This is a genomic window from Rathayibacter sp. PhB179 (genome assembly GCF_004345345.1).
Classification (GTDB): Bacteria; Actinomycetota; Actinomycetes; order Actinomycetales; family Microbacteriaceae; genus Rathayibacter; species Rathayibacter festucae.
This window is the reverse complement of the sequence record NZ_SLVD01000014.1, coordinates 16,612-43,196: the sequence shown is the minus strand read 5'-3', so window position 1 is coordinate 43,196 and position 26,585 is coordinate 16,612. Positions and strand designations below refer to the sequence as shown.

Genomic DNA, 26,585 nt, shown 5'->3' with positions numbered 1-26,585 from the left:
CGCCGGTGAGGGGTGGGGTGTGCTCAGCCAAGGTCGACTCCGATCTCACTCATGAACGCCTCGGCGTCGATGGAAGTCCCGTCGACGCGTGTCTCGAAGTGCAGGTGGCAGCCGGAGGAGGCGCCGGTGGAGCCGACGAGCGCGATGACGTCGCCGGCAGCGACCTGCTCGCCCACCTCGACCAGCAGCTCGCCGTTGTGCGCGTACCCGGTCTGGATGCCGTCGTCGTTCTCGAGGAGGATCCAGTTGCCGTAGCTGCCCGCGTAGCCGACTTCTTCGACCGTTCCGTTGGCCGCCGCGAGCACGGGAGTTCCGCACGGCGCCGCCAGATCGGTGCCCTTGTGGAACGCGCTGACACCGGCGACAGGCGCGTCAGGGCGAGGACCGAACGTGCTGGAAATGCGTCCCGCGACAGGGAGAACCCACGCCCCGCTGAGAGTTCCCGCGACCGTTTCCTCCTGCGCGGCGTCCTCGATCAGTTCGGTGGCGACCACGGTGGGGACGAGCACTTCGGGTTTGGCTTCCGCTGCGAAGGCGTCCCGGGTGACGGTTTGCTGGACTGCGCCGGCGGCGACGAACGTCTGAGGCTGCGCCGCAACACCGGGCGCGGCACTCGAAGGGTTTCTGCCCGTGTCGACGGCGAACGCGGGCATGGACGAGGTCGCGGCGATCATCGCGACCAGTGTCATCGCGCACACGGCCGAGAATCGAGGCCGCGCTCCGCGCATTCCTGCGGGCGCGGGACGTGGCCGCGCCGCGGCGCGGGCGGCGCGTTGCAGCTCTCGCGCATCCGACAGAGACGGAGCAGCGTACGTGCGCCGCCGACCTGAAACGCCGGCCGGCGGCGGAGCGTCTGGACCGGCGGATGCGGTGGAGCGGTTCGCGCTTCGCCGGCTCGTGGAGTGGTTCGGGCTGAAGCCGATCACCGGGCGCCTCCCGGCCCAAGCGGAACGGTGAACGAAGTGACGTGGTGCATGAAGGAGCATTTCTGATCGTGCGCACGGGGGCGCGAAGAGGAGGGACCCGGGGATCGCCAGGTACGGCGACCCCCGGGCGGGCGCGGCGAAAAGCGCGCCCGGGCGGGCCGCAGCTACGGCTGCGCCTGCCCTGGGGAAAGGATGAGTCGGGTCAGCGGGTGGCGAGGAGGTCTTGCATGGTCGCGATCTCCTCCGTCTGCGTCTGCACGATCGTGTTCGCGAGCTTGATCGCGTCGGGGTTCTGACCGTCGTTGATCTCGGTCTTCGCCATCTCCACCGCGCCCTCGTGGTGCTGCATCATCTGCTCGAGGAACAGCTTCTCGGCGTCTACGCCGGTGGCGTCCTCGAGGGCGGACATGTCTTCGTCGGACATCATCCCGTCCATGCTGTGGTCCATCCCGGACATCGAGTCATCGCCGCCCCAGGCGGTGATCCACTCCTCGAGCTGGGTGATCTCCGGGCCCTGCGCGTCCTTGATCTGGGTCGCGAGGTCGGTGACGTCGGCGCTGATGCCGTCCTTCGCGAGGATCATGTCGGCCATTTCCACCGCCTGTTCGTGGTGGGGCTTCATCATCGTCGCGAACGTGACGTCCTGGTCGTTGAAGTCCTGCCCCGCGTCCGCAGAGGAAGACGGCGCGGCCGTCGCGGAAGAGCTGCTGCCGCTCATCCCGTTCATCCCGCTCGTTCCCGAGGAGGTATCCGAGGAGCAGGAGGCGAGAGTGATCGCGGTGGCCAGGACGAGAGTGCTCGTCAGAAGAGTGCGCGTGGTGGTCATGAGGGTCGTGTCCGTTCAGTCGGTGTGAAGAAGTCGCCAGGAACCGCGCGGAAAAGGGCGCGGTGGTGTGACTGCCGCAGACGCAGCAGCAGCGGAGGCGACTCAGGTTCGACTGATCGAGAGGACCGTCAACGACGGCAAATAGATGTGGAAGCGTGCCCTCGGCAGCAGACGCACCAGCTGCGGACCCGCGTCCAAGACGCGCGCGTACAGGGCCGGCGTCCGCGCCAGGAGCACCAGGGCGGTGAGCAGGAACACGATCACGCAGGTGGCCGCCATCAGCGCGCAACTCATCGCGCAGCTCTCATCGCACGGGATCATCGGGACCAGCACGCCGGGCGTGGAATCACCTGCCGAGTGATGCGTCTCCGCTGGGCGTGCCACCGGCGACGCCTCGGCATGCGCGGCCGACTGGGCGTAGGCGTGGTCGCTGACCGCCGTCGTATCGGTGTGGCTGCCCATCATCGACTGCATCGCGAACACGCCCAGCAGCAGAGCCATCAGCGTGAGAACGACCATGACGGCGCGCATCACCGGCGCCGGCGTCGACGAGAGGATCCGCATCATGAGCCTCACCTCCCGCGTCGTCCATCGCTGCCGCAACGTCGCCCAGAGAACGACGAAAAATACCCCCCTAGAGTATGCAGAGAGCGACCAGATCGGCTGACAGGAGCCTCCGTAACGGGAAGGACACCGTGACTCACGACTCGGACCGGGAGAGCACCGCCACTCACGGCTACATTTCCGACAAGGACCAGTACCTGCGCCGACTGCGCCGCATCGAGGGGCAAGCACGCGGGCTGCAGAACATGGTCGAGGACGAGCAGTACTGCATCAAGATCCTCACCCAGATCTCCGCCATGACCAGCGCCCTCGAATCCGTCGCCCTCGGCCTACTCGATGACCACCTCAACCACTGCGTCCTCGAAGCCGCGACGCTCGGCGGCGACGAAGCGAAGATCAAGCTCCAAGAAGCATCCGACGCCATCGCCCGACTCGTCCGCTCCTAAGCCAACGCCAACGTGGGCAGACCAAGAGACCTTTCCCCGACAGGGGTGACACGCCGCCGTACGAGAACGCCGCCATGGAGCGCGGCAAACCACACCGTGGACGAGCCCGGGGCGGCCGGTCACCGGTGAGCGATTGCTCGCGCGGGCGGAACACGTTGCGCGGATCGCCGTTGATTGATGTGCCGCTCCTCTACTTGTGCAGAGGAGTCAAGGGGCGCCGCCCGTCCAGCCGTCGCTTCCACTTTCGTCAGATAATCGACAGATGTCCCGAACGACGACGCCTCGCGCTGGGCAGCACGCGTGGTTCATCCGCTACGTCAGCACGAGCGAAGGGTGGGCGCCGGAGACGATTCGCGGACATGTGGAAGAGCGCACCGCCACGGGGTGGATCCTGCAGATCGGCGCGGAACGGCATGAGGTCGCCGAGAGCGAGTGGGCCGTCTACTGCCCCTGAGCCGGCGCCGGGCAGGAAGCTTCGCTGTCAGCTCTCCTCGGATCAGGAGGACTGACGGCGCTTCGGAGACGGAGATGACGAAAGCGGGTCCCGTCTCCTTTTCGCCTGGGGGACGTTCTCAGAGGCGTGAGCGATCGGCGCCGCCAATCGACTCGATACGCTCGGCGAATGATCGACGCACGCCCTCGCCCCACGCGTCGCCGATGGCCGGTCGTCGTCGCCGTCGTTGCTGCGGCACTCCTGTATGCGACTGTCGTGCTGACGTACGCAGGCGGCATTCGGGAGTCGAGCGATGGCTGCGAGACGGTCATCGCGGGCGATGACCCCGTCACCGTGAAGCTGCAGCCGGCGGCAGTGAATGCGGCCCGTCAGAGGCTCGAGTTCCAGCTGACCCTGGTGCCTTCCGAGAGCCTGACCTCCTCCGACGGCTACACGGCCACCGAGACGATCAGCTTGGTGACCTTCCCGGTCGACGGATCGAGCGTTCTGACGTTCCCGGCGGGTGAGGTGCTCGAGAGCTCGACGCAATCGGACTACGCCGAGGGAATCGTCGAGGAATGGCCCTTCGACAGTTACCGGGCCGACCTCACGACCTTCGCTTTCACCGGCGAGGATGACCATCAGGATGGCCACGAGCACACCGCTCTCCCCACCCGAGTCTGCCTCGACGATGCCGTGCCGGGATGGCAGCTGCACACCGTGACGATCGAGCACCCCGCGAACACCGTGCCCACGGCTGGCGGCCTTCGACCACTGCCCTCCGTGGAGATCACGGCGACCCGCTCGGCGAGCACGGTCGCCTTCGGGATCGTGCTGCTCGGGTTGATGGCGGCCACTCCGGTGCTGGTCCTGTTCGTCGCCATCAGCGCATACACCGGCCGCCGAAAGGTGGAGGCCACCCTCACGAGCTGGATCGGCGCGATGCTCTTCGCCGTCATTCCGCTGCGGAACTTCCTGCCCGGTGCGCCACCGGTCGGTTCTTGGATCGACTACCTCGTGGTGCTGTGGGTGATCGCGGGGCTCGTCACTGGACTTGCGATCTATATCCTCGCGTGGAATCGCTGGGGACACGGGGCCACCTCAGGGACGTCGAGTGTCTCCGGATCCGACGGTCCCTGAGGCGCGGTATGGGTGTGCTGCGCTGCCAGTCCCCTCACGTTGTAGCGCCCGTCGCTGTTGCCTTAACCGGCCCCCGCGACCGAGGTCCGCCTGCATGACGAGCCGGTCCTGGTGTCTCTCTACGAGCTTCCTGACAGGCCAACCTCGGGCTTCGCGCACCCGCAGATTCTCGTCGTGACAGGTGAAACGGACGATTCATCCCAGGCAAATTAGTCAGCGGTGACTGTATTGTCCTCGCATGATGATCGCCGCTTCGCGTCTCGACGGCGTAGGCGCCGGGCTCGACCTGATCGCGTGGGTCGCGGTCGGCGGTGGGGTGGTGGTGTGAACCGCCGATCGGATCGCAACTCGCGGACAAGATCCACCGTTCTATCGACTCTGCTCTGGCTCGCGATGATCGCGGCCGCGTCCGGTGCTGGTCGGCTGCTGGATGGGTGGGGCTGGTTGGTGCAGCTCGCTTTCGCGGTCGGCGTCACCCTCGCGGTCCCGGCCGGGGCTCGAGCGCTCCGGGCGCATCCGGTGCTTCCGCCGGTCTTGGCGAGCGTGACTGCCGTCGCCGTCATCACCGCGATGTTCGTCCCTGCTCGTGCCCTGCTCTTTCTCGTCCCTACGGTCGGCTCGGTGCAAGATGCGCAGCTGCTTGCTGAGGCAGGTTTCGCCTCGATTGCTCAGCAGGGCCTGCCGGCCGTTGCTGATACCGGCATCGTCTTCCTTCTCGTCGGTGGGGTCGTGGTGCTCGCCTGGGCGAGCGACCTCTTTGCATTCTCGGTGCGCCTGCCCGCGTTGGCGGGCGTTTTTCCGGCTGTGCTGCTCGCGGTTCCAGCGGTGATTGATCCTGCGGAGGTGTCCTGGGCGAGCCTGGTCGTGACGGGTCTTCTCTATGCGGCGATTCTCGCTGTGAGCGCCCGCCCCGAGCGCAGGTATCGGCTCACGCTCGCCTCGGCCGCGCCTTCCGTGGCCGTTGCCGGCGTGGTGGTGCTCGCGGCAGCGGCCCTCTCGGGCTCGGCCGCCGGATACATGCGCACGTCAGCATCCTCGGACATCTCGGGAACGCTGTTCAACGGATCGATCAACCCAGTTGTCGCACTGGGCGCTGATCTCCGTCAACCGAACCCCGTGACCGTCCTCCGCTACGCGACCGACTCCGATCTGCCGGTCTATCTGCGGGTGCTCACCGTCTCTGACTTCGAGGGGGAGAATTGGGCGCCGAGCGACACGGAGGAGACCTCGCCGATCGACGCGCCGATCACTCCGGAGGGTCTGACGGAGAGCGTCCCGCGCACGACGGAGCAGGTCGAAGTGTCCATCGAGACTCTGCGGAGCCAGTGGCTTCCCGTTCCGTACCCGGTCGCCTCACTCGAGGGCGTCGGTGATGGCTGGCTGCAGGACGTGCAGGACGGATCCATTCGCGGCGACACGACTACTCGTGCAGGCGACGAGTACCAAATTCAGGCCTTGCGCCTTGATCCGGATCCGCAACAACTCCTCAACGCCCCGGCTCCGTCCGGACTCGATCGGTACCTCTCCCTCCCGGACGACGTGCCCGAGATCGTGGGCACCACGGCTGTGGAGGTGACGGCCGATGACACGAACGCCTACGACCAGGCGCGGTCGCTGCAGTCCTTCTTCCGCTCCTCGGAGTTCACTTACTCGGAGGACACTCCGGCAGAGGAAGGCTACGACGGCGATGGAGTCGGTGTGCTCGAGGATTTCCTGAGGGTTCGTGAGGGCTATTGCGTGCATTTCGCGTCGGCGATGGCCGTGATGGCGCGCCAGCTCGGCATCCCCTCGCGACTTGCGATCGGTTATCAGCCGGGCGCTGTCGTTCCGTCGCAAGATACTGACTTGACCACCTACCGTGTGATGTCCTCCGATCTGCATTCCTGGCCGGAGCTCTACTTCGAAGGCGTCGGCTGGCTGCCCTTCGAGCCGACCCCCAGCCGTGGTGCGCCCGCGTCCTACACGCTCCCGAGCGCGACATCAGCTACCAGCTCGACCACGCCGGGCGCTGCCGCCGCGCCCGCGCCGAGCGCTACTCCGCAAGCCAGCGCCGCGCCCACCGCGACGGCACCGGCCTCCTCCGTTGCAGGAGAAGCCGGCGGAACGGCAGGGACACCCTCAACGCCGGCGGTTGCCGCCTGGGTCTTGCTCGCACTGCTCTTGCTTGCGCCGTGGCTGCTGCGGATCGGCCAACGCGCCGCCAGGCGGCGGGCGGCGGCGGCAGGGTCGACGGAGGCTGCGTGGTCGGAGGTCCTCGCGAGCGCGCGGGACCTGGACGTCCCGGTCAAGGAACACAGCACCCTTCGCGTCCAGGAGGGCTTCGTCGCGGACGCGATCAAGGGGGATGAGCAGGCTCGCGACGAACTCCGCAGGCTCCGCCGGGCGCTCGAACGTGTGCGCTACGCGCCGGAGGCGGACGATGGCGGCACCACATGGGAGGCCGCCTCACGCGTCGTCGCCGCGCTGCAAGCGGACGCAGGTGTGCGACACCGGCTCTTCGCCGCTTTCGTCCCGAGATCGACTCTCGGAATGCTCACCCGGATCCGGCGCCCCAGAACCGACCTGTGATCACGAGTGACGGTGGAGTCTCCTTCTCTTGACGTTCACGCGCAACGGCTGGGGAGAACCCAGCGCGTTGAGTCGCGTTCACCCGGCAGGCGTCTGCTGTCCACTCGTGCGACTCCGTGGCGGAGTGACCTGGAGCTGGTCTGTTTGGGCCAAGAATCTTCAGGGAGTTCACGACGTGACACGACTCTTCCGCTCCGCGAACCGCGGGCGCTCCGCGGTGGCCCTCACGGCCGCCGCTCTGATCTGCGGAGCGGCCCTCGCCGCTCCCAGCATCGCCACCGCTGCCGGCTCCGCTGACCTCTCAGCCACCGGTGGCGCCGCCCGCATCTCCCCGGTCGACGCCGACCTCTCCGACTCCCTCCGCGCCGAGATCAAGGATCAGGACGCGAAGAACGTCATCCTCCTCATCGGCGACGGCATGGGCGACTCCGAGATCACCGTGGCCCGCAACTACCAGTACGGCGCGGCCGGCCGCTTCCCGGGCATCGACGCCCTCCCGATCACCGGACAGTACACCACCTACTCGCTCTACCGCGCCGACGACCCCGCCACCGGTGCGGTCAAGGGCGCCCCGGACTACGTGCCCGACTCCGCCGCCACCGGCAGCGCCTGGGCGACCGGCACCAAGACCTACGACAACGCGGTCTCGGTCGATATCGACCAGAACCGGAAGGACACCCTGCTGGAGATCGCGAAGGCGAACGGACTGAAGACCGGCAACGTGACCACGTCCGAGATCCAGGACGCGACGCCCGCTGTGCAGGCCGCGCACGTGGACGCGCGCAGCTGCTACGGGCCCGACAGCGCAAGCTGCGGGAACGACGCGCTCGAGAACGGTGGACTCGGCTCGATCAGTGAGCAGATCCTCGGCACTCGCGCCGACCTGACCCTTGGTGGTGGCTCGGCAAGCTTCGGTCAGACCGCGAAGGCCGGCGACTGGGCCGGTCAGACTTTGTTCCAGCAGGCGGATGAGCGCGGCTATCAGGTGCTCGGCGATGCGACCACCGCCGGCACGGCCGCCCAGCTCGAAGCCCTCACCGTCGCCGACCAGGACGCTCCCGTCCTCGGTCTCTTCGGCTCGGGCAACCTGCCCGTCCGCTACGCGCCGACCCCCGCCACTGTCGGAGGCGGCGACGCCGCTCCGCAGACCTGCGTCGCCAACCCGACGCGCCCCGCGGACCAGCCCACTCTTCGCTCGATGACCGAGAAGGCGATCGACCTACTCGACACCGGCGACAAGGGCTTCTTCCTCCAGGTCGAGGGCGCCAGCATCGACAAGCAGGACCACGCCGCGAACGCTTGCGGTCAGATCGGTGAGACCGTCGACCTCGACGAGGCCGTTCAGGCCGCTCTCGCCTTCGCGAAGGCCGACGGCAACACGCTCGTCATCGTCACCGCCGACCACGCCCACACCAGCCAGATCGTGGACAGCACGCCCCCCACGTCGCTCAGCACCGCGCTGAAGACCGCTGACGGCAGCACGATGAAGGTCTCGTACGGCACGGGCGCCGAGGGCAGCTCGCAGCAGCACACCGGCTCGCAGCTGCGCATCGCCGGCTACGGACCCGGCGCGGCCAACGTCGCCGGCCTCACCGACCAGACCGACACGTTCTTCACCATCTCGAACGCGCTGGGCCTGGACCGCGACGTCGACTCGCTGAGCTTCAACGCGACCGCCGAGCTCTCGGGCACTACGTTCGCGCCCGGCGAGAAGATCACCCTGACCGCGAAGGATTTCAACGGCGACACTCAGCTGGTCGGCTCCGCTCCGATGTTCACGGAGCGCACCGCGACGCAGGATCTCGTCGACGGAGGCCTCGTCGTCTCCGCGAAGGCGCCCACCACCCCCGGCGACTACACCGTCACGGTGACCGGCGCCCAGACCGGCAAGGCCATCTCACTGCCGTTCACGGTCACCAAGTAGATCCGCGCGCGCCGCTTCTTCACTACTGAAGAGCGATGACGCAGGAAGGGCCGCCCCTCGGGGCGGCCCTTTCTCGTGTACGTGGACAGCAGATGGGAGAAGGTGTTCGGGTCTGCTGTCACCGCGTGTTGCGATCCGGTGCTGCAGGTGTGGCTCGGATACCACTCATCGGTGAGGAGGTCATCGCCCAGGCGATGAAGCCGCAGGTGGTGAAGATGTCCGCGACGTTGAAGATGGAGAACCATTCGACGGCGAGAAAGTCGATGACTTCGCCGGTCAGCGGACCGTTCTGCGCGCGGGAGATGCGATCCCACAGATTTCCGAGCGCGCCGCCGGCCACGACCGCCAGAAAGACGGTGCCCGGCAGTGAGGAGCGTCGGATCAGCCTGAGCGCGATCCACACGCAGAGCGCGCTGATGATCAGCATGAGGCCGATGACGAGCGGCGCTCCGACGTCGGCGCCGATTCCGAAGGCCACTCCGGGGTTGAAGTGCAGCTCGAGACTGAAGCCGGGCGCAAAGGGGATCACGCTGCCGTCGGAGAGCGAGTCGAGCGCCCAGATTTTTGTGGCCCTATCGATGGCGAAGGCCCCGACAAGAGCTGCAGCGACGAGGACGATCCGCCCGACGCCAGGCGCGGCAGTAGTGGTGGGTGTCTGCATGTCAGGCGCATCCTGTGCTGTTCGAGGACCGGCAGGTCATGGGTCGGAGCGTGATCGGTTCGGGGGTCATGGTTCTCGATTCGGTCCGGTGAGGTGCGTGCGAGCGAGCTCGGCGACTGCATGCGCCAGATGAGGGTCTTCTCCGCGGGCGAGTCCTGCGTACTCCACAAGGACGGTGCCGTCGTCCTGCGCTGTCGCTTTCACCCATACGCGGCGGCGAGCGACGAAGAGCGAGGTGAGAAGACCGGCGACGATGAGGATGGAGAAGACGAGGACCCAGGATTCCGTCGGGTCCGCGTTGATGTCGAACGACGCGAAACGCAGGACACTCTCACCGCCAGTGGCCGCGGAATCGGCGGCGTCGAACGAGATACTGCCCAGGCCCCCGGGGAGCTCGGCTGTCTCTCCGGGTTGCAGGCGGAGGGAGGCCGTGCCGGTGGATCCGCCGGTGACCCGGGTCAGGTCATCCGTGTTCAGCGTGTAGACGGACGCGGGGATCCCGCCGTCGAGGCCAAGGTCACCGGTGAAGACGTCGAGGGAGAGCACGGGCAGGACGAGGTCGGGATAGTTAGAGGTGGAAGCGCCGGACGGCAGCTCCGCTTCGCTGGGATAGAAGAACCCGGTCATGCCGACCTGGGTCGCGAGCCCGTCGGGGACTTTGACGACACCGATGGAGGTCATGTTCGAGTCCTGCGGCAGGAACGGGACGGGCTCCGAGAAAACGATCCGTCCGCCGGGATCTCGCATCGTGATGGTCGGGGCGTACCCGTTGCCGAGAAGGTAGATGTTGCTGCGTCCGACGGAGATCGGTTCGTTGACCTTGATCCTCGACGACTCTGCATCGGAGGGACCCAGTCTTGTGCTCACGGAGGCGGTGAAATCGATCGGCTGCCCCAGGGCGCTGCGATTCTCTTCCTCGTAGGTGACGGACAGATCCTCCAGCTTGAGAGTGAAGGGGTCCAGTTGCTCGGGAACGAAGAACCGGCCCGGGTTGAAGGAGTCGTACGAGGCGAGGGTGTTCGAGAGGGACTGGCCCTCCACGATCACCCGCTGGCCGGCGTACCCGAAGCCGCCGCCGAAGCCCACGCACACGAGAAGGCCGACCAAAGAGAGGTGGAAGACGAGGTTTCCCGTCTCGCGCAGGTAGCCGCGCTCCGCCGCGACGCTCGCGACCACGCGACCGTGTCGCTCCGTGTCGTAGCGGGCGGTGCGGTATCCCGCCTTCCTCAGCCTCACCTGCGCTGAGGTGATGGACTCACCGGCCGTCGGCTCCTCCACGACAGCAGTGCGGTAACCCACGAGACGTTCAAGTCGCACGGGAGTCTTGGGTGGGAGCGCGCGCAGAGCAGCCACGTGGTGCTTCGTTCGAGGGATGACGCAGCCGATGAGAGAGACGAAGAGAAGAAGGTAGATGCTGGAGAACCAGATCGACGTGTAGGTGTCGAACGCCTGCACCTTCTCCAGCAGCGGTGCGATGTCGGGGTTGTTGATGAAGTACTGCGCAACACCGTTCGGGTCCGATGAACGCTGCGGCACCAACGACCCCGGGATCGAGGCGATCGCGAGCAGCAGGAGCAGGAACAGCGCGGTCCGCATGCTGGTCAGTTGCCGCCAGACCCAGCGGATCCACCCCACCGGACCGAGCCTGGGCTCACGTATCTCGCCGCGGTCCTCAGCGACCGCGTCGATGTGATCCGCAGGCCGGCTCGGGCCCACAGCCAAGCCCGCCTCAGCATCAGAACGGCTGCGGGACGATGCGCTGTCGGTCATTTGACCGGCTCCTCAAGTGGATCGGGGGTCGGTCAGTCGAAGAGGTTGCTCAACCAGCTCTCGCGACCACGGCGGCGCCCGTCACCCTGGTCCCCGCGTCCGTGATCACGATCGCGGTCGCCCCCATGCCCTCGATCCCGGTCGCTGCCGTGTCCGCGATCACCGCGATCATGATCGTCGCGGCGCGACGGTGTGCCGTACGGCTGGCGGGCGTCGTCAGATGAGGCGACGGACCGTTCGATGATCTTGTCGATTTCACCGCGGTCCAGCCACACACCGCGGCATTGCGGGCAGTAGTCGATCTCGATGCCGGAGCGCTCGGAGATGACGAGGGTCGTGTTGTCGAGGGGGCACTGCATAGGAAGCCTTTCGCCGAGAGGGGTGAGGGTTCAGTCGTTGACGGGCACGCGGATGATGAGCCCAGCGGCGACAGCGATGCCGATACCGACCAGGTGCAGTGACGACCAGATGACGTCGAGGAAGGTGAAGGGGAGGATGGGGTTCCACAGCACGACCATCGGTGCGAGCCCGATCAGCCACCACCAGGCGCGGGCTTGGATCGCGAACCACGACATCACCGCCGCGAGGATCGCGACGGTGTAGAGCACGAAGATGTACTCCTCGGTGCCCACGAGTGCCAGCCCGGCGAGCAGCACGATCGCGAGGATGATTCCCGGCGCCAGAGCCATCTTCGCCCTGCTGCGATCCGGGTATCGAGAGGCCGCAGCTCGAGAAGGCGTTCGCCCCTGGTGGGAGCGGGGAGCGGGCCCTCGTCCGGTGCGGCGCCGGCTCTTCGATGGTCGGCTCATCTGCCGATCATACGATCATTCGACACTGACCGCTGTAAGGTCAGTGCATGCTGACTATTGCTTCGCGTCTCGACGTCATGAATCGGTTGGGCCGAGCGATGGCGGATCCCACTCGTTCCCGGATCCTGCTGTCGCTCATCGAGCAGCCGGGTCATCCGGGAGAGCTGGCGGAGGCTCTGGGGTTGACCCGTTCTAACGTGTCGAACCATCTGACGTGTCTGCGTGGGTGCGGAATCGTCGCAGCGATCCCGGAGGGCCGCAGCACGAGATACGAGATCGCGGATCCTCACCTCTCGAAGGCACTGATGGTGATGCTCGACGTCGTACTCGCTGTGGAAGACGGTGCAGGGTGCACGGACGAGAACTGCGACGTCCCGATGTGCTGCGAGGTGAACGCGTGAGCGCTGAGTGCTGCGGCGACGGTGACGAGTCTGCTGCCTCTCGACGGGTCGTCAGGGCGCGGCCGCGACCGACCGGGGATGCGTGCTGCGCCGTGGAGGAGACTCCGGCCGTGGTGACCCTCGGTAAAGGTCCGGTACCCGCTGACTCCCACATGCACGATGAGGGCGGTGAGGATGACGAGCACTCCGACGGGGATGAGCTCGCGCCGTGGTGGCGCGATCGAGGTGTCCTGATCCCGGTCGCGGCCGGAGTTCTGCTCGCGGTCGGCTACCTCCTCGAGTGGACCGGGTTCCCGGTCGCGGGAACGATCGTGCTGGCGGCGAGCCTGCTGGCTGGAGCGTCGACGTTCGTTCCGAGCGCGGTGCGGCGCCTGCTGCGCGGGAAGCTCGGTGTGAGCCTGCTGATGACGATCGCGGCCGTCGGCGCGGTCCTCCTCGGCCACGTCGGAGAGGCCGCCGCCCTGGCCTTCCTGTTCTCCATCGCGGAAGCCCTTGAAGACCGGGCGATGGACAAGGCGCGCGACGGGTTGCGGGCGCTGCTCGATCTGATCCCGCAGACGGCAACCGTCTCCCGTCTGCACGGCGACGTGACCATTCCGGCGCGGGAGCTGCGCGAGCTCGACATCCTCGTCGTCCGTCCGGGTGAGCGGGTGGCAACCGATGGTGTCGTGGTGTCGGGGCGCAGCAGCCTGGACACGTCTGCGATTACCGGCGAGTCGATACCGGTCGAAGTGGGTCCAGGCGACGCCGTTACCGCCGGTTCCATCAACGGGGGCGGTGCTTTGCAGATCGAGGCGACCGCCGCTGGAACCGACAACTCGTTGACGACGATCGTGAAGCTCGTCGAGCAGGCCCACGCACGAAAGGGTGACCGCGCCCGTCTGGCTGATCGCATCGCGAAGCCTCTCGTGCCCGCCGTGTTGATCCTCTCCGCAGGCATCGCCCTGTTCGGTGTCCTGATCGGGGACCCGGGGACGTGGACGGAGCGCGCTCTCGTGGTCCTCGTCGCCGCCTCGCCGTGCGCTCTGGCGATCGCCGTTCCGGTGACCGTCATCTCCGCGATCGGCTCGGCGAGCCGGTTCGGTCTGATCATCAAGTCCGGCGAAGCCTTCGAACGACTGGGCACGGTGCAACTCGTCGCGTTCGACAAGACGGGCACTCTCACCCGCAACAGCCCCATCGTCACTCATGTCGCCACCGCGGACGGCGTCACCCGCGACGAGGTCCTCGCCCTCGCGGCAGCACTGGAGAAACGCAGCACCCATCCCCTCGCTGCGGCGATCGTCGCGGCGGCACCCCTCCACCCTCAGGCAGATGATGTCGTCGAGCATCCTGGAGACGGCCTCACGGGCACTGTCGACGGCACCCCGATCCGGGTGGGAAGCCCGCGCTGGGTGCCCGCCGACGCTCTCACCGCGCAGCTCGAATCGATGGAATCCGAAGGGATGACAGCGGTCGTCGTCGAACAGGCCGATTCGGTTCTGGGCATCATCGGCATCCGAGACGAACTAAAGCCGGAAGCGGCCGCCACCATCGCGGAACTCAAACGTCATCACATCGGCGCCCTGATGCTCACCGGCGACAACACCCGCACCGCGCACGCCCTCGCGCAGCAGGCCGGGATCTCCGAGGTGCGTGCGGAGCAGAAGCCTGACCAGAAGGCCGCGGCGATCGAGGAGTTCCGTCGGCATCGACGAGTCGCGATGATCGGTGACGGGATCAACGACGCGCCCGCGCTGGCGACCGCGGATGTAGGAATCGCGATGGGCGCCACCGGGTCCGCGGCCGCCATCGAATCCGCAGATGTCGCCTTCACCGGCACGGACCTGCGCCTGATCCCCGCCGCGCTGCTCCACGCCAGACGCGGTCGACGCATCATGACCGCGAACCTGATCCTCGCTCTCGGCGTGATCATCGTCCTCTTCCCCCTCGCTCTCACCGGTGTGCTGGGGCTGGCAGGAGTGGTCCTCGTGCACGAGCTGGCGGAGGTCGTCATCATCGCCAACGGAGTGCGCGCGGCCCGCCGCCACACCCCGCTCACTCCACAGCCCGCGCTACAAGCGAGCAGCCGGTGACATCACTGACCGAGCTCACGGGAGTCTGCGCCGCCGCCCGGACACCGCGCCGTCCGACGCGTCTTCGGAGAGGACTGCTACTGTCCCCCCTCGAGCGCCTCGGCATCCCGCCCAAGGTGTTCACGGCACAGCGTGGCGCGCCGGTCCCGAGGCGTGTCGCCTCCCGCACCGCCCCCTGACGGTTTGGATACCACCTTGGCCGACCCCGCCGCTACCTCCTCCGACTCTGCGAACCCTCCCGAGACATCACCTCGTCGGCCGAGTCGGCGGACCGTGATCCTGGGAGCCGTGAGCGCGGGCGTCGGCGTCGCCGTGCTCGGTGCCGGCGGCTACGCCGCGTACCAGGCTCTTGCACCCCGCGACTCCGACGTCGCCGGTGTCGCTGGCGACCCGGAGGCGATGCCTGCGGAGCGTGAGCTGCTGGCGGGCGTCCCTGAGCCTGTCCCCTCGTTCGGGCCCAACGGCACCCACTGGCCCTCCCGGACGCCGTGGATCACCGGCGATGTCGACCTTGAGGTGGAGGTCGAGTGCTCGTGGTCCGCGATCAGCGACGCGATCACCGCCGCAGTGGAGGGGACGGGTCCGTCCGAGACGGTGCGGATCCTCGTCGCTCCCGGCGAGCTCGCCGGCGACGGCGCAGGGTCGAGTTCGTCACCGATGATGCAGGACGTCGGATCCCTCGACCGTGAGAACCGCATTCTCGTCTACCCCCGTGACGGTTGGGGCACGGTCACCACCAGTGACGCCTGGCGTCTTCTGCGCGTGCACGGCGTCGCCGTGGGCGGCATCGTCACCACCGGGGGGTTCCTCGCCTCCGGCTGCACCGGTTCTGCGTTCACCCGCATCACGACCACCGCGTACAACGTCTACGGCATCGACGACGTCGAGTTCACTGAGAACATCGAGCTCGTCGAGATCGTCGTCCCGGACGCGCAGCTGCGAGACGAAGACGTGTCCAGCATGCGCACCCCCACGGATGGCGCCGGCGGTCTGCGTTTCATCTACCGCATCGGCTGCCACACCGCTCCTGCCTACAAAGCGGACGGATCCGACGCCCACACCGACACGGTCCAGCTCTCTGGGCAGGGAGGCAACTACTACGGCGACATCACGAGCATCGACTGCATCGACTTCGCCTCCTCGAATACGGCGTTCCAGATCGGCTCGGCCGCGGGAGTGCGCTTCGAGCACTGCCTCGTCGTGGGCGCAGAGACGGTCCAGCGGGTCTTCCCGCTGCTGGAGGGCGCCGACACCGGTGGGAACTTCGGCGCGGTGAACGGCCCCGGAACCGACTTCGGCTGCACCGCCGTGGACAGCATCTTCATCGGACCGGTGGGAGCGGCGACCTGGGCGTCCGTGTCGAACTCCACCGTCGGCTACGAGAGCACCGGCGACGCCCCCCAGGACGGCGAATGGATCATCGACCCGTCGATCCTCGGCTGGAGCGCGGATGATGTCCGCGAGCGCAGCCCCGCGATCACGGGCGACTACCTCACCTCCATCTGGACCTAACTCGGTGACAGGACGGATCGCGGTCGGCTGGACAACCGGCAGGAGCTCGGGGGCGTCGGCCAGTAGCCTGTGCCGAGAGCGGCGCGACGCGATATCGCGATCCCGCTGCTCGAGTGGACGGGTGATGTGATGACGACTCGCGGCGCGCGGACCGTGCGCGGCATCGTCGCTGCGCTCGTTGCGACACTGCTCGCGTTGGTGTCTCACTCGATCGCTGACGGATCAGCCCCCAGCCGGCTCGGCGTTCTCCTGGCACTCGCGTTCGCGGTCCCGGTGTGCATCGCTCTCGCCGGCCGACGGCTCTCGCGCGTGCGCCTGAGCGTGTCGGTGCTGATCAGCCAGTTCGCGTTCCACGCGGCGATGATGCTGGGCAATCCGGCGACCACACCCGCGTCGCCCGCCGCGCCGGAGCGCGCCGGGCACCACCAGAACGCGGGCGTTCCGGCTCTTGACCTGGCGAACTCTGTGACCCACGCGGACCACAACACCCTCATGTGGGGAGCGCACCTCCTTGCCGCGATCGCGACGATCTTCGCGCTGCGGATGGGCGAACGCGCGTTCTGGAGCATCCTCCGGCGTCAACGGTTCGAGACGGTTCAGGCGTTGTTCGCGTTCACGCTCGAAGCGGTACCCACCGGCGAGAGAGCCCCGGCGACTGCTGCAGTGACGGTGCGCCCGCGGCTGGTGACGTTGTCGACGATGAGGCATCGAGGGCCGCCGGTCGCTGCTGCCTGAGCGCAGCCACCGCCCGCACTCTTCTCACCCTTCTCGGGCTGCTTCGTCGCGCCCGCCCCACGGAAAGATTTTCTTGTGTCCACACGATTCACTCTCACCGCGGTGACCGCGCTCAGCGCCGGCATCGCCCTTGCAGTAGCCGCCCCGCTCTCCGCGTCCGCGCACATCAGCATCACCCCGAACGCCACCGATCCAGGAGCCTCGGAGAACTTCACGTTCAAAGCCGTGAACGAGTCCGAGACCGCGATGACGACCGCGGTGACCGTGTCCCTCCCGACCGACACTCCGATCGTGTCGGTGCGCTACCTGCCGACCCCGGGGTGGAGTACGTCGGTCGTGGAGAGCACACTCCCGGAACCGGTGACGGTCGGCGGGAACGAGATCATCGAGGCGCCGACCAGCATCGTCTTCACCGCTGATGCGGGGAGCGAGATCCAGCCGGGTCAGTTCATGCAGTGGACCGTCTCGCTGGGCCCGATCCCGGAGACCGGGAGCCTGCTGCTCCCGGCCGTGCAGTCCTACAGCGACGGGACGAGCGTCGACTGGGTCTCGACCGCGGAGGAGGTCGAGGCCGATACCTCGTTGAAGTCCGCCCCTGTGCTCTACGTGCAGGACGAACCGGCTGAAGACGATCACGGCGGATCGAGCACCACCGCCGATTCCACCGATAGCGTCGACGCCACGGCGTCTGCGTCCGGGATGGGTGCTGAGTCGGGCCTGGCCCTCGGGCTGAGCATCGCGGCCCTGCTGCTCGGGGTGGTGGGGGCTGCGTTCGGCGCCATCGCCCTGTTCGGTCGGAAGCGAGCGCGCGGATGACCGGTCGCCTCGCCGGGAGGGCCGCGGTCACTGCAGCCGCGACGCTGCTGCTCGCCCTGGTCGTAGCGCCCGCGGCTGCAGCTCACGACTCGGTGCTCGGCAGCAGCCCCTCCCCCGACGAGCAGGTGACGGAGGTGACGGAGGTCTCGTTGTCCTTCAATGACACCCTGCTGGATCTGGGAGGCGCGAGCAACGCGTTCGCGATCCAGGTGCTCGGCCCGGACGGCCGCTACTACTCGGGGGGATGCGTCGCCTTGGACGGGTCCACCGTGTCGGTGCCGGCGGCGCTCGGGGCGCCGGGCGAGTACGAGGTGCGGTGGCAGGTGGTGTCCTCCGACGGTCACCCGACCTCCGACAGCTACACCTTCGACTACGCTCCCGACGCTGCCGCGCCCGCCGCCGAGGGCGCCGCAACGGCTGCCCGCTGCGGAACCGATGGTGAGAGCGAGAGCACCACGCAGACTCCAGCTGCCGCGTCCGATTCGGGGTTCGATGCGGCTCCGGTGATCACGGGGCTGTCCATCGGAGTCGGCGCGATAGCGGTCGCGACGGCGATCACGGTCTTCGTGATCGGCCGGATGCGACGCCGCAGCTGACCCGACGGGCCCGCCCCCGCTTGGGGCGGGCCCGTCATCCCCTGACAACGTACGAACGAACGAAGGGCACGCTGATGACCCTCGCGTCGCTGTTCGCGAGCCTCCCGGACGCGCCGCCGTCCCTGGACAGCTTCCTCACTCTCTCCGCCAGCGCATTCCCGGTCTGGGGCTTGTTCGGGATCCTGCTGGCGGGCGTGTACGTCATCGGGGTCGCGCGGCTCTGGTGGACGCGGCGACGGTGGCCGTGGTGGCGGATGGTGAGCTTTCTCCTCGGGTGCGCGATCCTCGTGGTCACGATGGCCAGCGGTCTGGAGGACTACGGCCGGGAGATGTTCTCGATCTTCATGTTCCAGCAGCTGACGTTGATGATGGCCATTCCGCCGCTGCTCGTGCTCGGCTCGCCGGGCACCCTCCTGCTGCGCGCGACACCGCATCGATGGCCGGGACGCGTCGTGCTGCTCACCGCTCTCGCGCTGCTGCGTGCGCGCACGTCACGGCTGCTGTTGCATCCGGGGTTCACCATTCCGCTGTTCCTGCTGCTGTTCTACGGGCTGTACTTCAGCGATCTGGACGAGTTGCTGCTGGACAGTGCTGCCGGTCATCTCGGGTTGGAGGTGCTGTTCTTAGCAGCCGGTGTCGTGTTCGCTGTTCCGCTGCTGTCGGCGGATCCGCTGCCGGTGCGTCAGACGCATCTGGGGCGCATGTTCGACCTGTTCGCGGAGATGCCGTTGCACGCGTTCTTCGGGGTCATCGTCATGATGTCCGCGAGCGCGTTCGTCGCCGCGTTCCAGGCTCCGGCGTCGTGGGGAGTGGATCCGATCGCGGACCAGCAGATCGCGGGCGCGCTCGCGTGGTCCTACGGGGAACTGCCGAGCCTGCTGATCGTGCTGCTGCTGCTCGTGCGGTGGCAGCGGGATGACACTCGGGCCGCTCGAGCGGCGGATCGCGCCGGAGATGAGAACGGCACCCCAGACCTGGATGCGTACAACGAGTACCTGCAGGGCTTGAATCGGCGGGCAGGTGCCCCTCAATCACCACCCGACGTGCGCTGACGCCGTGACGAGGCGGGCCGTCGGATGCCACTCAGAGTGAGGACGGCGGCCGCCAGGACAGGTGCGAGGACGCTGAGGGTGATACCGCCTGCAAGAGCGGTACGCAGGGACATCGCTGGAGTGACGGCGGCGACCAGGGGCACTGTGTCGGTGAAGGCTCCGGGGGTGAACGCCGGGATCCGGGCCCCCGTGGAACCGTCGGGGAGGATCGTCTGGCTCTGCCCGACGGTGGAGACGTTGACGATCGTCCTGCCGGTCTCGATCGCGCGCACGCGAGCGATCGCGAGTTGCTGCGCGGACTCGTCGGTGCGCCCGAAATCGGCGTTGTTGGTCTGCGCGAAGATGACCTGCGCGCCTCCGGCGATCATCTCGTCGAAGAGACGGTCATCGACGATGTCAAAACACAGCGACACTCCGGCGATGGTGCCGGCGACCGCGACCGCCGGTGAGAGCGCACCGATCTCGTAGTCCCGCTGTACCAGGCCGATCAGATCCGGTGCCAGACGCGACCAGAACGCTCGGTCTGGGACGTACTCCCCGAACGGCACCGGATGCTTCTTGTCATAGAGACCAGCGGCTCCATCCGGTGTCCAGACGAGGGAGCTGTTGTAGTAGCGGCCCTCGCGGGTGGTGATCGCTCCGACGATCACCGGCGCTTCAAGCTCGGCAGCGAGCGCGGAGAGTCGCCGGGCGGTCGCCGGTGAAGTGAGAGGGTCCTCGTCCATGCTGTTCTCCGGCCACAGCACGACGTCCGCGACCCCCGCCGTTCGCGGGGTGGCGTTGATCTGCGCGTCGAGCAGCTCACCCGGATCTCGGGCATCGAAGTAACCGGCGGGCCCCGCCCCCTGCACGGCCGTGACGCGCAGCTGCCCGGTCGGCACTGCCTCCCACACGGGCACCGCCACCAGCGCGGCCCCGACTGCTGTCGCCGCCAGAGCAAGGACCGCCGGCCGGTCCGGGAGCCACTGCTGCAGCTGCAACAGGAACACGATGCACGCGACGACAACGAAACTGAAGCCGCTCACCCCGACCCAGGCGATCACGGGAGAGAGCGGACTCTCCGACTGCGAGTACGCCAGCCTGCCCCACGCGAACCCTCCGTACGGCCACGACCCGGCAACGACCTCCCGACCCACCCATACGCCGGCGACACCTACGGGGAGCAGGATCAGCCGCCCCAGCCGGGTCGGCCAGAATCGTTCGATCAGAGACCACAGTCCCGAGATCGCGCCCGCGCCCACCGCGAAGAACGCGGCTTCGAGGAGCGAGAGCGCCAGCCACGGGACAGGGCCGAGGTACTCCGACGTCCAGGCGACGTGGGTGAGGTAGAACACGGTTCCCGTGACCGCACCGAGCACCGCTCCCGCCCGAATCGTCCGGCCGCGCAAGAGCGTCATCAACACGGCCACACCGAGCAGGGTCGCCGGCCACACGCTCACACCCGGGAAGCCCGCATCCAACAACACGCCCGCGAGAGCAGCCCTCACCAGATCCAGGGCGCGACTCGACCGGGCCGGCGCGCGAAGCGGCACGCTCACTCGAACCGGCACACTCAGGGACAGGCGGGCGATCACTCAGCAGCCGGCGGCTCACCGCCGACGCTCGCAGTGCTCGGCGTCGTCCGGCGCACGAGGAAGAGGACGACGACCGCGAGCACCACGAAGAATCCCAGCGCGATGCCCACCAGCACGAACGCCGGGATGGGGGCGACGTAGGGAGCGAACAGAGACTCCGGCGCGGCTGAGACCGTCGCGGTGTTCGCGCAGGCCGGCGGCTGAGCGACGCCAGTCCTCGCCGCGGTCTCAGCGGGGCGCTCGTACGTGAAGCCGTACTCCGCGGTCGAGACGTGCCCGTCCTCGGTGACGATCTTCGCCGCCACGAGGTACCGGCCGCTCTCGCCCAAAGCGATGCCGGTGGTCACGGACTCGTTGTTCACATCGGCGCAGCCGTTGGAGTAGAACAGGTTGTCGTCTTCTCGCACCACCTGCACGAGTGAGACGTTGTTGGTCGGGTCGGAACCGACCTCATGCCCGAAGGTGAGCGTGACTTCCGACGGTGCCACGGTGACTGTCGCGTCCGCGGAGGGACTGCTGGATTGAACTCCCGTGTGAGCCGCTGCAGGCGCAGCCGGAAGTAGCACGGCGAGTGCAGCAACGGCAGCCAGGACGACGCCGAACAGGACGGGGCGACCCCGTCGGGTGGGGGCGGAGAGCGGCATCAAGTCGTCCTGTTCCGTGTAGCGGGGCTCTCCAAGGCGGAGACGCGGGAAGGAGCGCAGTCTGCGACCCGTCCGCTGATGATCTTCGATCCCTAACCTCGTAGCCACCAACAGCTGTTCTTGGTACGCTACGTCGAAATTTGCCTGCCTACACCGCAGGCTTCTTCGACGCTACCGGGAAGATGCCATCGTGACGAACCTGCAACCAGACGCCTCGCGCGCTGGTGTGCAGCGAACCCTCACGCTGCTCTTCCTCGTCGTCCTGACCGCGCTCGCGCTGCTGCTCGGACATCCTCTCGAGCGCCTCCACGACGCGGTCCCCGCCGACACCACGGTCGCCGCAGCCGCGACGACGACGGGGGACGCCGAAGTTCTCACCTCGAGCGTGGCAGCGCTCACCGATGCCGCGACGCTGGGTGGTGTCGCTGAGCTGTGCGCGCTGCTGGCGGTCGTCTGCGCGGTCATCGTGATCGTCGTCGCCCTCGCCGCCCGCGCACGGCCCGGGCAGGGCTCCATCGCCAGTACGGCACCACCGGCATCCGCACCGTCGTTCTTCACGACCGCTGCACGAGCACGGCTGAGCCTCTCCGCCAGCTGCGTCCCTCTTCGGCTGTAGGCCGTCGCCGCCGATCTGAGCCCCGTCTCGATCGGCGCGCACTTGCGCGCCCGCGACACGGAGTCAGGTCACGACGACCGACCTCTCGCCGACCCTGGACGTGCAATGCCCCTCTCTTCCTCCGTTCCCCCGCCCACCCCCGGAACCCGCCGCGCCGCCATCGCGCTCGAACACCGAACCCGCCCGCCCCGTCGCCGACCGGCCCGTCCGACGCCGCAGCCCCAACCAATCTCCCGCCGAGTCCTCCCGGCGGCGGCCGCGTTCTCCGCGATCGCGCTCGCCACCGTCATGGCCCTCCCGGGCACGCTGCTGCCCGCCTCCAGTGCGGCCGCCTCGCAGACCCCGGGAGTCGCCGCCGCGGTCAGCGCGCAAGCCTTCGTCGCCTCCGACCTGCCTGACAGCATCGTCATCCGCGACAACTTCACGGCCGCCGCTGCACCCGCACGCATCGTCGAGGTCACCACCGAGACGACCGACGCCGTGGGCCCCCTCGACGCAACTGACGACGATTCGGAAGCAGCGACCGAGACCGGGTCCACGGCGACCGAGCTCTCCAGCGGCTCCGTGCGCTGGCCCTTCCCTGTCGGCGTGCGCATCTCCGATGACTACGGCCCTCGAGTGGCGCCGTGCAGCGGCTGCTCCACCTTCCACAAAGGCCTGGACATGACCCCCGGCGCCGGCACTCCGATCAGCGCCGTCGCCGACGGCGTGGTCCGCGAGACCGGCGAGACCGACACCGGATTCGGCAACTACGCCGTCATCGACCACGTTGTCGACGGCGAACTCGTGAGCACCCTCTACGCCCACATGGAGTGGGGATCCCTCACCGTCACCGAAGGGCAACCCGTGAAAGCCGGTCAGCGTCTGGGAGCCGTCGGCTCCACCGGCCAGAGCACCGGCCCCCACCTGCACCTCGAGGTGTGGGAAGGCGGCACCGACCCCATCGACCCCTACGCCTGGCTCTCGAACAATGCGGGATAGAACCGCACCGCGATCCACCGACAAGTGCAAGACTGTTCATATGTTCACTAATGCAGCTATTAAGGGTGGTGCTCGTGGGATCTGATCACGCTCACGGGTCCGCCGTGTCCGCCGCCGGCAAGCACCGCCGGCCCCTCGTCATCGCGTTCTGCCTCACCGCGGCGTACATGGTGGTCGAGTTCGTCGTCGGGTTCTCCGTCAACTCGCTCGCTCTCATCTCCGACGCTGCCCACATGGGCACCGACGTCCTCGGGCTCGGAATGGCGCTGGCGGCGATCACGCTCGCCTCCCGCCCCGCGACCTCGCAGCGCACCTACGGCTTCTACCGGCTCGAGGTCCTCGCGGCGTTGGCGAACGGGATCCTGCTGTTCGCGGTCGCCGGGTACGTGATCTTCGAGGCCGTGCAGCGCTTCTCCGAACCGCCCGCGGTCCCGGGAGCGCCGCTGCTGATCACCGCGGTGATCGGGCTGATCATCAACCTGATCAGCTTCCGGCTGCTGATGGCGGGATCGAAGGAGAGCCTGAACCTCAAGGGCGCCTACCTCGAAGTGATGGGCGACCTGCTCGGATCCGTCGGCGTGATCGTCGCCGCGATCATCCTGCTCACCACCGGCTGGCCGTACGCGGACCCGATCATCGGTGTCGGCATCGGACTGTTCATCCTGCCCCGCACCTGGAACCTCACCCGCCAGGCGCTGCGGATCCTGATGGAGTCCGCTCCCGACGACGTCGACATGCCCGCCATTCAGCGCGACGTCCTCGCCGTCCCTGGCGTGGTCGCGCTGCACGATCTGCACGTGTGGACCATCACCTCCGGGATGGACAGCGCGAGCGGGCACATCGTCCTCGAACGCGGCGCCGACTACGAGAAGGTCCTCGCCGGGGTCCTCGTCGTCCTCAAGGACACCCACCACATCGAGCACGTCACGATCCAGTGCGAGCCCGAAGAGTTCTCCGAGACCACGAACCTGATCTAGGCAGTGATGAGCACCGACACCCCCGACTCCCCGCCCGCCGCGCCCGTCACCGCGCTTCCCGTCGACGCGATGCCCTCCACCGTGATGATCGAGGATCTCGCCGACGTCTTCGGGCTCCTCGGCGATCCCGGACGCCTGCGGATCCTCATCACCCTGCTCCCCGGCACGCGCACCGTCGGCGAGCTCGCCGAGCACAGCGGTCTCAGCCCCTCCGCGACCTCGCACGCGCTGCGACTGCTGCGCTCGCACCGCGTCGTCGAGGTGCACCGCGAAGGCCGGAGCGCGTCGTACACGATCGCTGATGAGCACGTGCGCGAGTTCCTCGAACGCGGGCTCGAGCACATCGGTCACACCGTCCTCGTGCACACCCTTCCCCGCACCTCCCACACCGAGACCGACGAGCGCTCCGGCACGGACTGCTCCCGCGAACCCTGACCCGAGCAGCCCCTACTCCACCGTTTCTGCCGACCTCCGGCCTGACAGAAAGCACCCCATGAAAACCAGCACCAAGGTCAACCTCATCGCGATCGGCGCCGTCGTCCTGATCGTCGCGGTCATCGCGGCGATCACGACGTTCCGCCCGTTCTCGCCCTCACGCGAGGAGGTCGCCGCGTCGACCGCGGTGCTGGAGGAGAACACCCACCGTCTCGACGTCGCCGAGAACGGGGAAGTGACGTTGGTGGAGTTCCTCGACTTCGAATGCGAGGTCTGCGGGCAGGTGTACCCGACCATCGAGGAACTGCGGGAGGAGTACGCCGGCCGTGTCACGTTCGCGACCCGCTACTTCCCGATCCCCTCGCACCGCAATTCGAAGAACGCGGCGATCGCGGTCGAGGCCGCCGCGCAGCAGGACCGGTTCGAGGACATGTACGACCGGATGTTCCAGACGCAGGCCAGCTGGGGCGAGAGCCAGGACTCCAAGGCCGACGTGTTCCGCGGCTTCGCCGAGGAGCTCGGGCTGGATATGGCCCAGTTCGACGCCGACGTCGCCGACCCGGCCACCGCCGAGCGCGTCGATTTCGATTTCCAGGCCGGTCAGGACCTCGGAGTGCAGGGCACCCCCACCATCTTCGTCAACGACGAGGCGATCGATCTTCAACGACTCGACGACATCAAGGCGGCCCTCGACGCCGCGCTCGCCTCGTGACCGGCGTCCCGCGACGCACCCTGCTCACCTTGCCGATGGTCGCGGCCGTCGCGCTGGCCACGACCGGCTGCGCCCAGGATGAGCTGTCGGAGCAGTACCGGACCGGGTCGAACAAGAACTACGTTGCCGGCGACGGGACCGTCGTCGAGTGGCCGGCCGAGACGCGAGGCGAGCCGGTGGAGTTCACCGGGCTCAGCGAGACGGGCGAGACGATCACGGCCGAGGACTATCGCGGCACGGTCCTGGTCGTGAACTTCTGGTACGCCGCCTGCGCCCCCTGCCGCGCGGAGGCACCCGATCTGCAGGCCCTGTACGAGCAGTACACCGGGCAGGGCGCGGAGTTCCTCGGCGTCAACGTGCGCGACCAGGCCGACACCGCGGCCGCCTTCGCCCAGACGTACGGCATCACCTACCCCTCGATCGTCGACGTCGACGCGGGCGCGCAGCTCGCGTTCTCCGGGAAGTTCGCTGCGAACGCCGTCCCCACCACCATCGTCCTGGACGCGGAGGGGCGTCCCGCGTCCCGCATCCTCGGACGAGTCACCGCCCGCTCCATCCTCGACACCCTCATCGCGGACACGATCGCGGAGACGGCGCCGTGAATTGGAGCGAGACCGTCTTCGCCGGCCAGCTGCTGCTCGCCGCGCCCATCGCGATCCTCGCGGGACTGGTGTCCTTCGCGTCTCCGTGCGTGCTCCCCCTCGTTCCCGGCTACCTCGCCTACATCGGCGGGAACCCCGACCTCGCCACCGGAAGCCGCCGCCGGCTGCTGCTCGGGGTGGGACTGTTCATCAGCGGCTTCGCCGTCGTGTTCACCGCCTACGGCGCCGCGTTCGGTGCCCTGGGCACCTGGCTGCTGCAGTGGCAGGACGTGATCACGCGGATCCTGGGGGCGTTCGTGATCCTCATGGGCGTCGTGTTCATCGGCCAGATCCGCTTCCTGCAACGCACCATCAAGCCTCGATGGAAGCCCGCGACCGGCCTGCTCGGCGCGCCCCTTCTCGGCGTCGTCTTCGGCCTAGGCTGGACGCCCTGCTTCGGACCCACCCTCGCCGCGATCTCCGCCCTCAGCCTCGACGGCGCCTCCGCCGGCCGCGGCGCCCTCCTCGGGCTGCTCTACTGCCTCGGCTTGGGGATCCCGTTCCTGCTCATCGCCCTCGGCTTCTCCTGGGCGAGCACCGCGACAGCGTTCCTCAAACGCCACATCCGCACCATCAATCTCCTCGGCGGAGCGCTGCTCATCCTCATCGGCATCGCCATGCTCACGGGCCTGTGGACCGAGGGGATCTACCGCCTCCAGAACCTCATCAACGGCTTCGTCACCCCCATCTGACCCCGCACATGACGCACCCCCACCGGACCTCCCCGATCGACGAGACGAGCCACCCCGCA

Annotated in this window: 29 protein-coding genes; 20 read left to right on the top strand and 9 right to left on the bottom strand. The window is 68.0% G+C overall.

All coding sequences use genetic code 11. The annotated features are described in order from the left end of the window. Positions 1–23: 23 nt before the first annotated feature. On the bottom strand, positions 24–674 hold the full coding sequence (locus EDF43_RS21085; protein WP_165909230.1) for a M23 family metallopeptidase: 651 nt from the start codon (positions 672–674) through the stop codon (positions 24–26). A gap of 454 nt (positions 675–1,128) precedes the next feature. Continuing rightward, on the bottom strand, positions 1,129–1,518 hold the full coding sequence (locus tag EDF43_RS22580) for a DUF305 domain-containing protein (protein ID WP_347812548.1): 390 nt from the start codon (positions 1,516–1,518) through the stop codon (positions 1,129–1,131). Here EDF43_RS22580 and EDF43_RS22575 point away from each other — a divergent pair. Next, positions 1,508–1,780, top strand: coding sequence for a hypothetical protein (locus EDF43_RS22575; RefSeq protein ID WP_347812547.1), 273 nt, complete (start codon positions 1,508–1,510; stop codon positions 1,778–1,780). The genes EDF43_RS22580 and EDF43_RS22575 overlap by 11 nt on opposite strands. A gap of 74 nt (positions 1,781–1,854) precedes the next feature. On the opposite strand, the gene EDF43_RS21075 is transcribed toward EDF43_RS22575, so the two are convergent. After that, entirely contained in the window at positions 1,855–2,319 is a 465-nt protein-coding gene (locus EDF43_RS21075; RefSeq protein WP_132438416.1) for a hypothetical protein, read from the bottom strand. A gap of 128 nt (positions 2,320–2,447) precedes the next feature. Here EDF43_RS21075 and EDF43_RS21070 point away from each other — a divergent pair, with 128 nt between their 5' ends. The 5 genes from EDF43_RS21070 to phoA all read left to right on the top strand — a co-directional run bounded on the left by EDF43_RS21070 (position 2,448) and on the right by phoA (position 8,827). After that, positions 2,448–2,762 (top strand): metal-sensitive transcriptional regulator, encoded by a 315-nt coding sequence (locus tag EDF43_RS21070; RefSeq protein ID WP_243646394.1) that lies wholly within the window; start codon positions 2,448–2,450, stop codon positions 2,760–2,762. A gap of 262 nt (positions 2,763–3,024) precedes the next feature. After that, complete coding sequence (locus EDF43_RS21065; protein ID WP_132438418.1) at positions 3,025–3,216, top strand: hypothetical protein; 192 nt, start codon at positions 3,025–3,027, stop codon at positions 3,214–3,216. A gap of 168 nt (positions 3,217–3,384) precedes the next feature. After that, positions 3,385–4,335 carry a DUF4436 family protein gene (locus EDF43_RS21060; protein WP_132438419.1) on the top strand — a complete coding sequence of 317 codons (951 nt, stop codon included), beginning with the start codon at positions 3,385–3,387 and terminating at the stop codon, positions 4,333–4,335. A gap of 324 nt (positions 4,336–4,659) precedes the next feature. Then, positions 4,660–6,903, top strand: coding sequence for a DUF3488 and transglutaminase-like domain-containing protein (locus EDF43_RS21055; RefSeq protein WP_165909231.1), 2,244 nt, complete (start codon positions 4,660–4,662; stop codon positions 6,901–6,903). Between the two features lie 175 nt (positions 6,904–7,078). Then, positions 7,079–8,827, top strand: coding sequence for an alkaline phosphatase (gene phoA, locus EDF43_RS21050; RefSeq protein WP_132438421.1), 1,749 nt, complete (start codon positions 7,079–7,081; stop codon positions 8,825–8,827). 118 nt (positions 8,828–8,945) lie between these two features. Here the strand turns inward: phoA and EDF43_RS21045 are convergent, their stop codons facing one another. The 4 genes from EDF43_RS21045 to EDF43_RS21030 all read right to left on the bottom strand — a co-directional run bounded on the left by EDF43_RS21045 (position 8,946) and on the right by EDF43_RS21030 (position 11,947). Further along, positions 8,946–9,488: a signal peptidase II gene (locus EDF43_RS21045; RefSeq protein ID WP_132438422.1), complete on the bottom strand. Its 543-nt coding sequence runs from the start codon at positions 9,486–9,488 to the stop codon at positions 8,946–8,948. A 66-nt stretch (positions 9,489–9,554) separates the two neighbouring features. After that, positions 9,555–11,258 (bottom strand): cytochrome c biogenesis protein ResB, encoded by a 1,704-nt coding sequence (locus tag EDF43_RS21040; RefSeq protein ID WP_132438423.1) that lies wholly within the window; start codon positions 11,256–11,258, stop codon positions 9,555–9,557. A gap of 32 nt (positions 11,259–11,290) precedes the next feature. Next, entirely contained in the window at positions 11,291–11,617 is a 327-nt protein-coding gene (locus tag EDF43_RS21035; protein WP_132438424.1) for a zf-TFIIB domain-containing protein, read from the bottom strand. A gap of 30 nt (positions 11,618–11,647) precedes the next feature. Beyond that, entirely contained in the window at positions 11,648–11,947 is a 300-nt protein-coding gene (locus EDF43_RS21030; protein ID WP_132438425.1) for a DUF6804 family protein, read from the bottom strand. A gap of 167 nt (positions 11,948–12,114) precedes the next feature. On the opposite strand from EDF43_RS21030, the gene EDF43_RS21025 reads away from it, so the two are divergent. The 7 genes from EDF43_RS21025 (at position 12,115) to EDF43_RS20995 (ending at position 19,254) form a co-directional block, all read left to right on the top strand. Next, the gene (locus EDF43_RS21025; RefSeq protein ID WP_056045852.1) at positions 12,115–12,468 is read left to right on the top strand and encodes a metalloregulator ArsR/SmtB family transcription factor; all 354 of its coding nucleotides are present in this window, start codon (positions 12,115–12,117) and stop codon (positions 12,466–12,468) included. A 152-nt stretch (positions 12,469–12,620) separates the two neighbouring features. Next, positions 12,621–14,543 (top strand): cation-translocating P-type ATPase, encoded by a 1,923-nt coding sequence (locus EDF43_RS21020; protein ID WP_132438450.1) that lies wholly within the window; start codon positions 12,621–12,623, stop codon positions 14,541–14,543. A 273-nt stretch (positions 14,544–14,816) separates the two neighbouring features. Further along, positions 14,817–16,055: a hypothetical protein gene (locus tag EDF43_RS21015; RefSeq protein ID WP_165909232.1), complete on the top strand. Its 1,239-nt coding sequence runs from the start codon at positions 14,817–14,819 to the stop codon at positions 16,053–16,055. A gap of 129 nt (positions 16,056–16,184) precedes the next feature. Next, complete coding sequence (locus EDF43_RS21010) at positions 16,185–16,790, top strand: hypothetical protein (RefSeq protein WP_132438427.1); 606 nt, start codon at positions 16,185–16,187, stop codon at positions 16,788–16,790. Positions 16,791–16,865: 75 nt separating this feature from the next. After that, positions 16,866–17,606, top strand: a complete 741-nt coding sequence (locus EDF43_RS21005) for a YcnI family protein (RefSeq protein WP_132438428.1) — start codon at positions 16,866–16,868, stop codon at positions 17,604–17,606. Then, positions 17,603–18,202 carry a copper resistance CopC family protein gene (locus tag EDF43_RS21000; protein ID WP_132438429.1) on the top strand — a complete coding sequence of 200 codons (600 nt, stop codon included), beginning with the start codon at positions 17,603–17,605 and terminating at the stop codon, positions 18,200–18,202. The genes EDF43_RS21005 and EDF43_RS21000 overlap by 4 nt, the downstream gene beginning before the upstream one ends. Positions 18,203–18,276: 74 nt before the next feature. Further along, positions 18,277–19,254: a cytochrome c oxidase assembly protein gene (locus tag EDF43_RS20995; RefSeq protein ID WP_056045869.1), complete on the top strand. Its 978-nt coding sequence runs from the start codon at positions 18,277–18,279 to the stop codon at positions 19,252–19,254. Here EDF43_RS20995 and lnt read toward each other — a convergent pair. Then, positions 19,230–20,828, bottom strand: coding sequence for an apolipoprotein N-acyltransferase (gene lnt, locus EDF43_RS20990; RefSeq protein WP_132438430.1), 1,599 nt, complete (start codon positions 20,826–20,828; stop codon positions 19,230–19,232). The genes EDF43_RS20995 and lnt overlap by 25 nt on opposite strands. Continuing rightward, positions 20,825–21,472 (bottom strand): copper resistance CopC family protein, encoded by a 648-nt coding sequence (locus EDF43_RS20985; protein ID WP_159910460.1) that lies wholly within the window; start codon positions 21,470–21,472, stop codon positions 20,825–20,827. Before EDF43_RS20985 ends, lnt begins: the two co-directional genes overlap by 4 nt. 190 nt (positions 21,473–21,662) lie before the next feature. Here EDF43_RS20985 and EDF43_RS20980 point away from each other — a divergent pair, with 190 nt between their 5' ends. The 7 genes from EDF43_RS20980 (at position 21,663) to EDF43_RS20950 (ending at position 26,526) form a co-directional block, all read left to right on the top strand. Continuing rightward, on the top strand, positions 21,663–22,088 hold the full coding sequence (locus EDF43_RS20980; protein ID WP_165909233.1) for a hypothetical protein: 426 nt from the start codon (positions 21,663–21,665) through the stop codon (positions 22,086–22,088). A 288-nt stretch (positions 22,089–22,376) separates the two neighbouring features. Next, complete coding sequence (locus tag EDF43_RS20975) at positions 22,377–23,069, top strand: M23 family metallopeptidase (protein ID WP_165909234.1); 693 nt, start codon at positions 22,377–22,379, stop codon at positions 23,067–23,069. Between the two features lie 74 nt (positions 23,070–23,143). Further along, complete coding sequence (locus tag EDF43_RS20970) at positions 23,144–24,046, top strand: cation diffusion facilitator family transporter (protein ID WP_104349166.1); 903 nt, start codon at positions 23,144–23,146, stop codon at positions 24,044–24,046. A gap of 6 nt (positions 24,047–24,052) precedes the next feature. After that, positions 24,053–24,481 carry a metalloregulator ArsR/SmtB family transcription factor gene (locus EDF43_RS20965; RefSeq protein WP_243646396.1) on the top strand — a complete coding sequence of 143 codons (429 nt, stop codon included), beginning with the start codon at positions 24,053–24,055 and terminating at the stop codon, positions 24,479–24,481. Between the two features lie 58 nt (positions 24,482–24,539). Beyond that, positions 24,540–25,193, top strand: coding sequence for a thioredoxin domain-containing protein (locus EDF43_RS20960; protein WP_104349113.1), 654 nt, complete (start codon positions 24,540–24,542; stop codon positions 25,191–25,193). Continuing rightward, complete coding sequence (locus tag EDF43_RS20955) at positions 25,190–25,795, top strand: TlpA disulfide reductase family protein (RefSeq protein ID WP_243646397.1); 606 nt, start codon at positions 25,190–25,192, stop codon at positions 25,793–25,795. The genes EDF43_RS20960 and EDF43_RS20955 overlap by 4 nt, the downstream gene beginning before the upstream one ends. Continuing rightward, positions 25,792–26,526: a cytochrome c biogenesis protein CcdA gene (locus EDF43_RS20950; RefSeq protein WP_132438434.1), complete on the top strand. Its 735-nt coding sequence runs from the start codon at positions 25,792–25,794 to the stop codon at positions 26,524–26,526. The genes EDF43_RS20955 and EDF43_RS20950 overlap by 4 nt, the downstream gene beginning before the upstream one ends. Positions 26,527–26,585: the final 59 nt, after the last annotated feature.